Origin of the sequence: Acinetobacter sp. TSRC1-2 (assembly GCF_049895885.1) — a bacterium.
Lineage (GTDB): Bacteria > Pseudomonadota > Gammaproteobacteria > Pseudomonadales > Moraxellaceae > Acinetobacter.
In genome coordinates this window covers 67005-80287 of sequence record NZ_JAFCTF010000005.1, presented here as the reverse complement: position 1 = coordinate 80287, position 13283 = coordinate 67005, and the positions used below count along the sequence as shown (strand labels likewise).

The window sequence follows — 13283 nt, the reverse complement described above, 5'->3', positions numbered from 1 at the left end:
AAGCAGAGTAAACGCCATGATTCTAGTGCGCTAGGATGATGGTAAAGTTGTGTTTATGTTGCTATTTTTTAAATAAAAAACGGTTTAGAACCTCGCCTTTGAGTTGATTGATTCAAGAAAAATAACTTTTGCTTCGGGTTGTTCAATGACTTTGTTTGACTCTTGTGCCAAGCGTGTCATGAGCAACTTTGAACAATGCAAAGACAAGATTGTGCTACGTCCGCAGGAAATTTCCAATAATCTGGTGGGTTCAAACTCAATTTATAAAAAGTAAAACAATTGAATGAGGGTAGCCGATGCCATGCTTTAGTTCAGTCGCGGCATATTTTTTATCCCGTTGATAGAATTTAATAACTCGGCATAATCCTGCACAAAATAATTTGCCTGAGCTTTAATTTCCTCTAACTCATGTGCCGAATATTGGTCATAAATGGCAATCACCTCTATACCGGCTTGTTTTGCTGCTTCCACACCAATGAGTGAATCTTCAATAATTAAACATTCGTCAGCATTAAACCCAAAATGCTGAATTGCTGTTAAATAGACTTCTGGATGTGGTTTAATGTTTTCGACATTTTCTCGGGTTAAGATCAGTGAAAAATCGTTCTCGAAATCAATTTGGCTATTGATGAGAGTATTATTGTCTTGATAACGCTGAATATTGTACAAACTGGTGGTTGTGGTAATCGCTAATTTAATTTCTAGTTGTTTGAGTGTATGAATCAATTGGTTTGCTTGAGGTTTGAGTTCAACAACATGATCAAGAAAATAACGTGAAATGGCATAACGTCGTGATTTGACCTCTGCTTTAGTTAATTCAAAACCATAAAATTCGTTGAGATAGCCACAATATTCCAAATATGGATCAGGAGATTGTCTGAAGTTTTTCAGCTGGATATCCCGCTGCTGCTGAATGGTATGAAAATCTACCTCAATCTTCGATAATTGCTGAATCAGGGTTGCATCGACTTGATTCCAGATTCCCACGGAATCAATCAGGGTGCCATCTAAATCAAAACAAATTAACTTTTTCCCATGAAACATTTTCATCTGACATTTTGTTTGAATGAGCTGAATTGTATCTTGTTTGAATATACATATCGGTTTAGGTAGAAAAAATTTCCAGTTTTAACGGTGATTTGAAAATCGTTCTTTAAGCTGGTCAAATAGCAGTTGCATGCCTTGAGTCGCGGTTTGAGGAATTAAATGATATTGCTTGGGTACACGAAGGTGATCAGCTTGAGGGTCAATATAATAGGCTTCACATGTTTCAGGTATTTCATGAATCAGTCCGGCAACTGGGTAAACCACCAAACTGGATCCAATGACGATAAAAATATCGGCATCTTGAACCAGCTGCATGGCCTGTTCATAAGCAGGGACGGCTTCGCCAAACCAGACCACATGTGGACGCAGCGGATAGCCTTGCGGGCATTCGTCGCGTTCCAGATTCAACTCCCAGCCTTGAATGGGATAGAAAGTCTCAGAATACTCGGCACCCGGCGCAGAGCTTTTGGCCAAGCGAATATTGCCATGTAAATGGAGTACATGCCGGTTTCCAGCGCGTTCATGTAAATCATCTATATTTTGGGTAATGACATCACATTCTGCAAAGTCCTGGATTTTGGCAATGAGTTGATGGGCTAAATTCGGCTGTGCTTCTAAAACACTTTTGCGCCGTGCATTATAAAAGCGTTGCACCAACTCTGGATTTCTTTGCCATGCCTCCGGTGTCGCTACATCTTCAATCCTGTGATTTTCCCAAAGTCCATCATGATCACGAAATGTATTAATCCCACTTTCTGCACTCATTCCTGCACCGGAAAAGATCACGATTTTTGGCATTTCTATCGCTTCGCTGTTTTTAATTTAGATAAACTTATCATAAATTATTCAGGTTTTTATAGGTTTTACATAACACCTTAATTTTACTTTTAAGCAGCTATAAAACAAAAGCCCCCACAAAGTTGTGAGGGCTAGTTGAGTTATTTTTCTATTAAGCAATAAACTGTTGAACCGCCTGATTGAACTCATTTGGACATTCAATATTTGAAATATGCGAGGCATTAATTTCAAACATTTGACTGTTTGGAATCTGTTCAATCATAAACTGAGCATCAGAAACTGTGGTCACTGGATCTTGCTGACCTGCTACAACCAATACTGGCACAGCAATGTCTTTGAGTTGTTCGCTTAAATCTGCTTTTGCTAAAGCTTCACAACAACTTGCATAACCTTCAGCGCTGCCAGCTGCCAAGCTATTTTGCAACTTTTCAACTTCTGCTGCATTGCTTTTAATAAATGATTCAGTAAACCAGCGCCCGGCTGCAGTGGCTGCGATAGGCTGTAAACCTTGTTCACGTACCAGTGCTGCGCGCTCATTCCACGCTTGTTCCTGACCAATTTTCGCTGCAGTATTGCATACAATGACTTGGTTAAAACGCTTGGCCTTGTGAACGGCAAGCCATTGACCGGTTAAGCCACCCATCGAAATACCACAAAAAACAGCTTTTTCAATGTTTAGATGGTCAAGCAGGTTCACCACGTCTTGACCTAATTGCTCAAGCGTATAGGGACCTTGTGGAGCCGAGGATGCGCCATGACCACGTGTGTCATAACAGATCACAAAGAAATCATTTTGAAAATGATTAATCTGAGGTTGCCACATTCCATAATTCGTTCCGAGCGAATTTGAAAAGATGACCGCCGGTTTATTGACATTACCAAAGGTTTGGTAATTGATTTGAGCACCATTAGAGCTAAAAGTTGGCATTTTTATTTCCTAATCCTCTCTCGATCCCTCCTTTACAAAAGGAGGGAGGAAAGAGCATTTAATAATTAAACACGTTCGATAATTAAAGCGATGCCTTGACCGACCCCAATACACATCGAACATAGCGCGTAATGACCGCCGGTTTGTTCCAGCTGGTTCAGGGCAGTCGTTACTAAACGCGCACCCGATGCGCCAAGCGGATGACCCAATGCAATCGCGCCACCATTCGGATTGACTTTCTCTGAGCCATCGGTAAGACCTAAGTCACGCGTCACCGCCAAGGCTTGTGCGGCAAAGGCTTCGTTCAGTTCAATCACGTCCATCTGCTCAAGCGTTAAACCGGTTTGCTTGAGCAGCTTTTTAATTGCAGGCGCAGGGCCAAAGCCCATAATGCGAGGTTCGACACCGACCACGGTTGCGCCAATAATCTTGGCTCGTGGTTTTAAGCCATATTTTTCTACCGCATCATCCGAAGCGATCAGCAGGGCTGCTGCACCATCGTTAATGCCTGAGGCATTACCCGCAGTCACCGTACCGTCGGTTTTCACCACCGGTTTTAGCTTGGTGAGCGCTTCCAGGGTGGTCGAGGCACGCGGATGTTCATCGGTCGCGACCACGACTGGCTCGCCTTTACGCTGTGGAATGCTGACCGGAATAATTTCCTGGTCGAAGAAACCACGCGCCTGTGCTGCTGCGGTACGCTTCTGGCTTTCCAGCGCAAACTGGTCTTGATCGGCACGGTTGATGTTGAACTGTTCCGCCACGTTTTCCGCGGTTTGCGGCATGGTTTCTACGCCATACATCTCTTTCAGTTTGGGATTGATAAAACGCCAACCCATGGTGGTGTCTTCAAGTTTCTGGCTGCGGCCATAAGCGCCTTCGGATTTACCCATCACCAATGGTGCGCGTGACATGGATTCTACACCCCCGGCAATAATCAGCTCTGCTTCACCGGCTTTAATGGCACGTGCGGCCATCGCTAGCGCATCCAGTGATGAGCCACATAAACGGTTCACAGTCGTTGCAGGAACCTGATACGGCACACCGGCAAGCAGTGCCGACATACGGCCGACATTGCGGTTGTCTTCACCGGCCTGGTTGGCACAGCCATAAATCACATCATCTACTTTTTCAAAGTCAACCGATGGATTACGCTGCATCAGGGCTTTGATTGGAAGTGCACCGAGGTCATCGGCACGAACGGGTGCCAGACCCCCGGCATAACGGCCGAATGGGGTACGAATGGCATCGATAATATAGGCGTTTTTCATTGTGTAATCCTTTTACCTCCCTTAATCCCTCCTGAAAGGAGAGAGACTTAGCTGGCTTCAACATGATTGGAGCTTTGGCATAAAGTCTCCCTGCTTGCACTTCGGCTTTAAGCCTTACTCAGGGGAATTAAGGGGGATTTAAAATTTCTTTAAAGGGTATTAACCCTGAGTCGCATCAATCAGCTTTGCACCGGTCAAAGCCTGCAATTCTTCAAATGACAGACCTTCGACTTTCTCAATCACTTTCATACCTTCATCAGTCACGTCAATCACGCACAGGTCGGTATAGATGCGGTCTACGCATTTCAGGCCGGTGGCCGGGTAGCTGAGTTCCGCGACAATTTTCGGTTCGCCTTTTTTGGTCACATGATCGGTGGTGATAAAGACTTTTTTCGCCCCCACCGCCAGGTCCATGGCACCGCCGACAGCAGGAATGGCATTCGGTGCACCGGTATGCCAGTTGGCCAGATCCCCATTTTCAGCAATCTGGAAGGCACCCAGTACCGCGATATCCAGGTGACCGCCACGCATCATCGCGAACGAGTCGCCATGATGGAAATATGCGCCACCTTGTAATAAAGTCACAAACTCTTTACCTGCGTTAATTAACTCAGGATCTTCTTCACCTTTCGCCGGTGGTGGACCAAACGCCAGCAAGCCATTTTCAGAGTGTAGAAACACATCTTTGTCTTTTGGTAAGTAATTGGAAATCTTGGTCGGCAAACCAATGCCCAGGTTGACATAAGCACCATCGGGAATGTCTTGTGCCACACGCTCTGCAATTTGATCGCGGGATAGTTTGCTATAGCTCATTTTTTAATCCTCACGTAATTAAGCAGATTGCTCAAGGGGTTTCGTGCCAACAGCAACCACGTGCTGTACAAAAATGCCCGGGGTAATAATGTGTTCAGGGTCAAGCGCACCCAGTTCCACCACTTCTGCAACTTGCGCAATGGTGACATCGGCAGCCATCGCCATAATCGGGCCAAAGTTACGTGCCGACTTGTTGTAGACCAGGTTGCCCCAGCGGTCGCCCTGATGGGCTTTAATCAAGGCAAAATCGGCCTTAATCGGGTTTTCCAGCACAAAGTCTTTGCCTTCATAGTTCAGGGTCGGTTTGCCTTCAGCCAGCAAAGTCCCAAAACCGGTAGGGGTATAGATGGGACCAAGTCCCATACCTGCAGCCTGAATCCGGCAAGCCAGATTGCCTTGTGGCACCAGTTCCAGTTCAATTTTGCCGGCACGGTAGATTTCATCAAACACGTAGGAGTCGGACTGGCGCGGGAAAGAACAGATAATCTTGCGCACTGCACCGGTTTTAAGCAACTTGGCCAAACCATAATCGCCATTGCCGGCATTGTTGTTGACAATGACCAGGTCTTTTACGCCCAGTTCGATTAAACCATCAATCAGTTCAGCCGGTTGTCCAGCTGTACCAAAGCCACCAATCATGATGGTGGCACCATCTTTAATGTGGGAGAGCGCTTCGGTGAGAGACGCTGTACTTTTATCAATCATAGTTTTTCCTGACGCAATAATGGCGTTTCTTGATTAGACATTGAATGAGGAGGCGGGGTGTCTGCTTTTTTACTCAGTATGACATGGGCAATTAAGCCAATACAAATTCCCCAAAATACGGAACTGAGGCCTAAGAAGTGCATGCCAGAGGCAGTGGCTAAAAATGTAATCAGTGCGGCATCTCGCTGATGTTCATCTTTCATTGCCGTTGTAATATTTATACCAATTGCACCCAGCAAAGCCAAGCCTGCCAAGGCGGCGACCAGTTCTTTAGGCAGTAAGCTGAACAACATGACAATACTGCCGGCAAATAAACCGCCTAGAATGTAAAAAATGCCGTTGGCAATCCCGGCGATATAACGTTTTTCTTTCAGTTCATGCGCATCTTTGCCCATACACAAGGCTGCGGTAATGGAAGCCAATACAATGGTGATTCCTCCAACGCAGGCCACTGCTAAGGACGCAATGCTGGTTGCTGTGATAATCGGCTTAGCCGGGGTGTCATAACCGCTTAGTTTCATGATGGCCATACCCGGTAAAAACTGTCCAGACAGGCTGACCAAAATTAAAGGAATGGCAAAATTCAGCATGCCATTCAAGGTCCACACAGGTGCAATAAATTGGGGAATGGCTAAGCTAAAGCTCATTTCAACCGGGTTCATTTTGCCCAGTACCAGACTTAAAATTACACCGGTGATCAAGACCCAAAGCATGCTATAACGCGGTGAAATCCGTTTAGACACTAAAAACACCAGCAGCATGCTAAATACAATCCAAGGCATACTGTCTGTTGCTGTAAAGAGTCCCAGGCCAAACTGAAACAAAATGCCTGCCATCATTGCGGCAGCAATAGATTGCGGAATCCAGTGTAATAATTTGTCGAAGTAGCCACTTAAGCCAATGAACAAAATCACTAAAGCAGCCGTAATATAGGCTGCTATCGCTTCATTTAAACTTAAACCGGGAAAGAGGGTCACCAGCAAGGCGGTGCCGGGCGCAGACCAGGCGGTAATTACGGGCACTTTGTATTTAATCGATAAAAAAATACCGGCAACTGCAGCACCGATGGAAATACCCCAGATCCACGAGATCATTATCTCGGAGGAGACATTGGCTTTTTGTGCAGCCTGAAAGAAGATGATGAGTGGACCCGAATAGGAAATCAGCACAGCCAAAAATCCTGCGACTGTTGCTGAAAGTGACCAATCATCTTTTAAAGTTTTAAACAGGGATGCCATTGGGCTATTGCCTCCATGCGTAGATTTCAATGATCCTGTTGAATTTTGATGAGATCAGGTTTAACCCTGATCGCCACCACCTACAGGAACCACAGTTCCTGTCATATATGAAGATTCATCTGAAGCCAAAAATACGATTGCATTGACTTGCTCCTGAATGGTGCCGTAGCGACCCAAGAAAGTACGATCAATAGTTTGATCAACCACTTCCTGCATCCAGGCTTGTTCAGATTCGGTTAATGGATTGGCATTGCGTGGCACTTTACGTGGCGGAGCTTCGGTTCCACCTGTGGCCACTGCATTGACACGAATACCATCTTTGGCATGTTCAAAGGCGAGGGCAGCGGTTAAACCATTTACGCCACCTTTAGAAGCAGAGTAAGGCACGCGGTTAATCCCACGAGTGGCAATAGATGATACGTTTACAATCGTCCCTTTCTGATTTTTAATCATTTCAGGTAAAACTGCGCGGCAACACCATAGCGTTGGGAACAATGAACGATTTACTTCCTTGAGAATTTCCTGTTCAGAAAATTCCTGGAAAGGTTTCATCCAGATTGCGCCACCTACGTTGTTGATTAGGACATCAACACGACCATAAGTCGCTATTGCTTTTTCAACAACGGACTGTGCGCCTGCAAAAGTTTCCAGGTCGGCATTGATGGTGACAGCATCGCCACCCAGCTTTTCAATTTCCGCTAACACTTCTTGCACGTAAGGAGAAAGGTCGGCCATGACCACCTGTGCACCTTCGCTTGCCACTTGTAAAGCCACACCGCGACCAATGCCTTGTGCGGCACCGGTGACAATCACGACTTTGTTTTCAAATCTTTGACGATCAGACATTTGATTGATTCCCGAATTAGTTTGCAGAGAATTTTTCAAACAGGAAGCTTGCAGGTTTAACGCCTTCAGCATCTAACCAGCCACGTACAGCTTCCACCATCAATACAGGACCACACAGATAGATATCAACATCACCTGCATTTAACCATTCATTTTCAATATGACCGGTCACATAACCTTTACGTTCATGCGCAGATTCTGGGTTGGCGATGACAGTACGATATTCAAACCAAGGGAATTTTTCTTGAAGTTCATTCAGTTTTTCAATCGCTACCAAGTCAAAGTCATTGGTCACACCAAACACTAAACGTACAGGATGTTCTGAACCTTTTTCTTCTAAAACTTGCAGCATTGACATAAATGGTGCAATACCTGTACCACCTGCCAACATTAACACCGGGCGGGTCACAGGACGCAGGTAAAAGCTACCAAAAGGACCGGCAAAAGTCATTTTGTCGCCCACTTTGGCGTTGCTACTCAAGAATGCGCTCATTTGGCCATTCGGTACGTTACGGACCACGAAACTGGTTAAACGGTTACCCGGTTTAGAGCTGAAAGAATACGAACGGGTTTCTGTGGTACCCGGAATCGTCACATTTACATATTGACCTGCGAGGAAGTGAATGTCTGGTTGACCTTCATCGAGCTGAATATCAAAAGTGATGGTTGAATCGGACAATTTTTCAACACGCTCAAGCGTACCTTGGAAAGCGTGAATTTCAGTTTTACATACTTCTGATGATGCTTGAATCTGGAATACTGCATCTGAAGTCGGTTTACACTGACAAGCCAAAATGTAGCCTTCAGCTGCTTCTTCAGGAGTTAATGCATCTTCAATATAAGTTTCTTCAGGCATGTCATACGAACCTGATTCACAAAATGCACGACACGTACCACAAGCACCATCTCGACAGTCCAAAGGAATATTGATCTTTTGACGGTAAGCCGCATCTGACAGTGTTTCACCGTCTGAAACAGAAATAAAACGTGTAACGCCATCTTCAAATTGAAGTGCAATATTGTGGCTTGACATGGCTGAATATCCTATATAAATCTTTGTAACTGGACCTTTCAGCCAATTTTCCATCTGACTGAAAGGTTTTATCTGGCTGTATTAACAGTCTTAGAGGTGATAAACGTCGATTACTTGGTTGATGTAATCGTTTTTCAGCACCACGTATTTATTTAAAATTTTAAACTGCTCGTTTGAACAGTCAATCACATAACGTGACATGCCAAAGTAGCTGTAATTGGTTTTGTAACGGAAACTTAAGGTGTTCCAGTTAAAACGAACCGTCACTTGAGGACCGTTTTGTTCAACAATCTCAATATTGCAAATATTGTGGCTGGTACGAGTGTCTGGCATGGTTGCAGAAGAACGTTCAGTCTTGATACGGAATACACGATCTTCTAAACCTTGACGGTCAGGATAATAAATCAAAGAGATTTCTGACTCTGGGTCTGTGGTCAGTTTGTCATCATCATCCCAAGCCGGCATCCAGAATTCTGCTGATGGGGCATAACACTGTAACCAGTCATCCCATTGTTCATCATCCAGAAAACGAGCTTCTTTATAGAGGAATTGAGCAATATTTTCTAAAGTAATCGCGCTCATGCGTTTTCTCCTTCAGTTGCAGCAAGTTCTTTTTCAGAAGTAATCGCTTCTTTCATCAGATGTAACCAGTGTTCATGCTGAGCAAGGTACAAACCTTCATCTTCAGTTTTAATGCCTGAAAGTTTTGGTTTTAAACCAATTTCATTGGCTGCATCATCCGGACCTTGAATCCAATGCTTAGAACCACGGCTCATATCATTCCATTCAAGCGCAATACCGGCATAACCAGCTTGACATGCACGGAATTCTTCCAGGTCATCTGGAGTTGCCATGCCTGAAGCATTAAAGAAGTCTTCATACTGACGAATACGGCGTGAACGCGCTTCCTTGTCTTCACCCACAGGTGCGATACAGTAAATGGTGACTTCAGTCTTAGAGGGAGATAAAGGACGAAGTACACGAATTTGTGAACCGAACTGATCCATGAAATAGACGTTTGGATAAATACACAGGTTACGAGAACGCTCGATCATCCACTTCGCCATTGCAGCACCGAATTTCTCGGTATATTCCTCTGCTTTAGGGAAGTTTGGACGGTCTTCAGGGTTCGCCCATTGGGTCCAAAGTAACATGTGACCATTGTCGAAACCGTAAGAGCCACCACCTTGTTTGCCCCAAGACCCTGCACTCATTGCGCGGACATTATCACCAGCTTCTTTTTCTTTACGCTGTTGAGTTGTCGCTGCATAGTTCCAGTGAACGGCAGAAACGTGGTAACCATCGGCACCATTTTCGGCAGTGAGCTTCCAGTTACCTTCATAAGTATAAGTAGATGCACCACGTAAAACTTCAAGACCTTGGTCAGACTGATCAACAATCATATCCATAATTTTGGTTGCTTCACCCAGATATTCTTCTAACGGTGGAACATCTGGGTTTAAGCTGCCAAACAAGAAACCTTTATAGTTTTCAAAACGGGCCACTTTCTTAAGATCGTGAGAACCGTCTTTGTTAAAGCAATCTGAATAGCCTGCATCAGAAGGGTCTTTAACTTTTAACAATTTACCCGAGTTGTTAAATGTCCAACCGTGGAATGGGCAAGTATAGGTCGCTTTATTGCCTTTCTTATTGCGACACAATTGTGCGCCACGGTGTGAACAGGCATTAATCATGGCATTCAATTCACCTGCACGGTTACGTGCAATGATGATTGGTTGACGGCCAATATAAGTGGTATAGAAATCGTTATTATTCGGAATTTGGCTTTCATGTGCCAAGTAAACCCAATTGCCTTCAAAGATATATTTCATCTCTAAATCAAATAAGGCCTGATCTGTGAATACTGAACGATGAAGCTTAAATTCACCTGTTTCATAGTTTTCAACAAGTAATTCATCAATGCGATCGAGATGGCTGGTGTTAATTACAGGGATACGAGGCATGTCCGTTCTCCGACTTTCCAAATTTGGGCAAGTCCCCGAAATGTCATTAAATTGACATCTCGGTTCCTTATCATAAGGTCATTAAGCGCTTGCGCGGCGACGTTCAACTTCAGTAGAAGGTACACCTTCTTTCTCTTGTTGAAGAACCACGTTGAATTGAATGTGTTTGAAAGGACCTTTCAAGCCACGACGCGCGATTTCAGCTTCATCAGTAACATCAACAGCAGTCGCTACCAAGCCTTCACGTGTACCGAATGCGAAGTCATCCCAAAGGTATTTGTCGCCTTCGATGTTGAACTGCGTAGTTAATTTACGGAAGCCCGGTGCAGAAATGAAATAGTGCACGTGAGCAGGGCGTTGACCATGACGAGAGATCTGGTTTAATACGCCTTGAAGTGGACCTTCAGGGTTTAAGCCATAACCTACAGGCATCGTGGTAAGCGCAGTGTATTGACCTTTTTCGTCTGCAAAGATTGAGCGACGCAGGTTGAAGTGGCTTTGTGACTTATCAAAGAATGAATAGTTACCGTGGCTGTTGGCATGCCACACTTCAACTTTAGCACCCGGAATGATGTTGCCATCAGTATCAGTTACTGTACCGTCGATGATAAGCGTCGGGATTTTGCCTTCTTCAGAACCATCGTCCATACGTGCAAAACCAGTTGATTCAGGTGCACCTGCGACATAAAGTGGACCTTCGATCGTACGTGGTGTACCACCGGATAAACCTGCTTTTACGTCTGCTTCATCAGCACGTAAGTCAAGGAAATGTTCAAGACCTACTGCAGAACCCATCAATGCAAACTCATCTGCTTTTGCAATGTCGATAATAGTTTCAATACCTTTCCAAACTTCTGATTGGCTTAAATCTAAGTCTTCAATCGCTTGGAATAAATCTGTAACTAAACGTACCAGTACTTGTTGTACGCGTGCATTTACTGGACCTTCAGAAGTGTCCACGTTACAAGCTTTAACTACATTTTCAATCGTTTGACGATCCATTTCGTTACTCCTTGGAAGTATGCTTTTGGGTGGCTAGTTTCTCAGTGTTTGCTTTGAGATCACTGGCTGCCACAATCCTTGTTAATTGCCCTTTATTAAGGCGGTGCTTTTTTGCAACGGGTGAATAAACGCACCATGTTGCATATTATTAAAATTAGCGATCGTCTTCATGAATAGAAGAAGGATGACGATTTAATGGCATCACTTCAATATTCATATACGGATATAGCGGAAGACCTTGTAAAATATTGTGTAACTCTTCATTGCTCTCGACATCAAAAATGCTGATGTTCGAGTACTGACCGGTAATGCGCCAGATATGACGCCATTTACCCTGACGCTGTAAGTCCTGCGAATAAGCTTTTTCAACCGCTTTAATTTCGTTGGCTTTATCACTTGGCATATCTAGCGGAATATTTACATCCATACGTACTTGGAAAAGCATGTCTAATTCCTTCAATTACTGACGACGTAAGTTGTCAATTTTGTCTAAATCCAGTTCGATACCTAAACCAGCTGCAGTCGGTAAAACCAACTCATAGTTTTGATATTGAAGCGGTGTTTTTAAAATTTCTTCAGTCAGCAGCAGTGGACCAAATAACTCTGTGCCATAGGCCAAGCTTTCGAAAGTTGAAAACACATGCGCTGAAGCAATCGTACCGACTGGTCCTTCAAGCATGGTGCCACCGTAAAGATCGATGCCTGCAAGTTTGGCAATTTTCCCAACTTCACAACCTTCAATCAGACCACCTGACTGGGCAATTTTTACTGCAAATACTGATGCACCGTTATTACGGGCAATCTGATAAGCACTCTGCGGACCGTATAATGATTCATCCGCCATAATGGCAATATCAAAACGACGGGTTAAACGCTGCATGGCATCCAGATTTTCAATCGCACAAGGTTGTTCAATCAGGTCGACACCGCCATCTTGTAACAACTGAATGCCTTTAACCGCTTCAAGTTCTGACCAGGCACGATTGACATCGACACGAATCGAGATGTCTGAACCTAGGGCTTTTTTAATTGCCAGCACATGCTCGACATCTGCTTCAACAGGGCGCGAACCGATTTTGAGTTTGAATACGTTATGACGTTTCAGCTCAATCATTTTTTTCGCTTCGGCAATGTCTTTCTCAGTATCACCTGAAGCAAGCACCCAAAGTACCGGCACGCTATTGCGTAGACGACCGCCTAAAATTTCACTGAGCGGCAAACCTAAACGTTGTGCCTGAATATCCAGCAGTGCAGTTTGAATGGCACATTTAGCAAAACGGTTACCGTTAATATTACGTTTAAGGGTTTTAACCGTTTGAGCGACATTCAGACCTGAAAGTGATTTTAGTAATGGCGCAAAATATGTTTCAATATTGGTTTTGATGCTTTCCGGACTTTCATCCCCATATCCTAATCCACCAATTGTGGTCGCTTCGCCCCAACCGGTAAAACCATCTTCAGTCGTGACTTTAACCAAAACTAATGTTTGGGTTTGCATGGTTGCCACAGCCATCTTGTGCGGACGGATGGTTGGAATTTCAACAAGCAACGTTTCTATGGATTTGTACATCTTTAAGCTTCCCAATCTTGCTTTGTCTATCTCATGTGGTATACCTTAAAAGAATAAATATATGCTGT

The 13283-nt window shown here is 44.3% G+C and carries 14 protein-coding genes and 1 pseudogene; 1 reads left to right on the top strand and 14 read right to left on the bottom strand.

Annotation, left to right across the window (positions count from 1 at the left end):
* Positions 1 to 97: 97 nt before the first annotated feature.
* Positions 98 to 241: pseudogene (locus tag ACP69Y_RS07185) on the top strand (hypothetical protein); the annotation flags it as partial.
* Positions 242 to 306: 65 nt separating this feature from the next.
* On the opposite strand, the gene ACP69Y_RS07180 reads toward ACP69Y_RS07185, so the two are convergent.
* From ACP69Y_RS07180 to ACP69Y_RS07115, 14 genes are all read right to left on the bottom strand, one after another.
* A complete protein-coding gene (locus ACP69Y_RS07180; RefSeq protein WP_425917642.1) occupies positions 307 to 1044 on the bottom strand; it encodes an HAD family hydrolase in 738 nt (245 codons plus the stop codon).
* Positions 1045 to 1128: 84 nt separating this feature from the next.
* Positions 1129 to 1845 carry an SIR2 family NAD-dependent protein deacylase gene (locus ACP69Y_RS07175; RefSeq protein WP_425917419.1) on the bottom strand — a complete coding sequence of 239 codons (717 nt, stop codon included), beginning with the start codon at positions 1843 to 1845 and terminating at the stop codon, positions 1129 to 1131.
* Between the two features lie 151 nt (positions 1846 to 1996).
* Positions 1997 to 2773 carry a 3-oxoadipate enol-lactonase gene (pcaD, locus tag ACP69Y_RS07170; protein WP_425917417.1) on the bottom strand — a complete coding sequence of 259 codons (777 nt, stop codon included), beginning with the start codon at positions 2771 to 2773 and terminating at the stop codon, positions 1997 to 1999.
* A 65-nt stretch (positions 2774 to 2838) separates the two neighbouring features.
* Positions 2839 to 4044 (bottom strand): 3-oxoadipyl-CoA thiolase, encoded by a 1206-nt coding sequence (gene pcaF, locus ACP69Y_RS07165; RefSeq protein ID WP_425917415.1) that lies wholly within the window; start codon positions 4042 to 4044, stop codon positions 2839 to 2841.
* A gap of 159 nt (positions 4045 to 4203) precedes the next feature.
* Positions 4204 to 4857 carry a 3-oxoacid CoA-transferase subunit B gene (locus tag ACP69Y_RS07160; protein WP_425917413.1) on the bottom strand — a complete coding sequence of 218 codons (654 nt, stop codon included), beginning with the start codon at positions 4855 to 4857 and terminating at the stop codon, positions 4204 to 4206.
* An 18-nt stretch (positions 4858 to 4875) separates the two neighbouring features.
* The gene (locus ACP69Y_RS07155; protein ID WP_425917411.1) at positions 4876 to 5562 is read right to left on the bottom strand and encodes a 3-oxoacid CoA-transferase subunit A; all 687 of its coding nucleotides are present in this window, start codon (positions 5560 to 5562) and stop codon (positions 4876 to 4878) included.
* Positions 5559 to 6800 carry a benzoate/H(+) symporter BenE gene (gene benE, locus ACP69Y_RS07150; protein ID WP_425917409.1) on the bottom strand — a complete coding sequence of 414 codons (1242 nt, stop codon included), beginning with the start codon at positions 6798 to 6800 and terminating at the stop codon, positions 5559 to 5561. The genes ACP69Y_RS07155 and benE overlap by 4 nt, the downstream gene beginning before the upstream one ends.
* A 60-nt stretch (positions 6801 to 6860) precedes the next feature.
* A complete protein-coding gene (locus ACP69Y_RS07145; RefSeq protein ID WP_425917407.1) occupies positions 6861 to 7646 on the bottom strand; it encodes a 1,6-dihydroxycyclohexa-2,4-diene-1-carboxylate dehydrogenase in 786 nt (261 codons plus the stop codon).
* Positions 7647 to 7662: 16 nt separating this feature from the next.
* Positions 7663 to 8679, bottom strand: a complete 1017-nt coding sequence (gene benC, locus ACP69Y_RS07140) for a benzoate 1,2-dioxygenase electron transfer component BenC (protein ID WP_425917405.1) — start codon at positions 8677 to 8679, stop codon at positions 7663 to 7665.
* Between the two features lie 90 nt (positions 8680 to 8769).
* On the bottom strand, positions 8770 to 9261 hold the full coding sequence (benB, locus tag ACP69Y_RS07135) for a benzoate 1,2-dioxygenase small subunit (protein WP_425917403.1): 492 nt from the start codon (positions 9259 to 9261) through the stop codon (positions 8770 to 8772).
* Positions 9258 to 10643 carry a benzoate 1,2-dioxygenase large subunit gene (gene benA / locus ACP69Y_RS07130; protein ID WP_425917401.1) on the bottom strand — a complete coding sequence of 462 codons (1386 nt, stop codon included), beginning with the start codon at positions 10641 to 10643 and terminating at the stop codon, positions 9258 to 9260. Before benA ends, benB begins: the two co-directional genes overlap by 4 nt.
* A gap of 81 nt (positions 10644 to 10724) precedes the next feature.
* The gene (gene catA, locus ACP69Y_RS07125) at positions 10725 to 11645 is read right to left on the bottom strand and encodes a catechol 1,2-dioxygenase (protein WP_425917399.1); all 921 of its coding nucleotides are present in this window, start codon (positions 11643 to 11645) and stop codon (positions 10725 to 10727) included.
* Between the two features lie 154 nt (positions 11646 to 11799).
* A complete protein-coding gene (catC, locus tag ACP69Y_RS07120; protein ID WP_425917397.1) occupies positions 11800 to 12090 on the bottom strand; it encodes a muconolactone Delta-isomerase in 291 nt (96 codons plus the stop codon).
* Between the two features lie 15 nt (positions 12091 to 12105).
* On the bottom strand, positions 12106 to 13215 hold the full coding sequence (locus ACP69Y_RS07115) for a muconate/chloromuconate family cycloisomerase (protein WP_425917395.1): 1110 nt from the start codon (positions 13213 to 13215) through the stop codon (positions 12106 to 12108).
* Between the last annotated feature and the right edge of the window lie 68 nt (positions 13216 to 13283).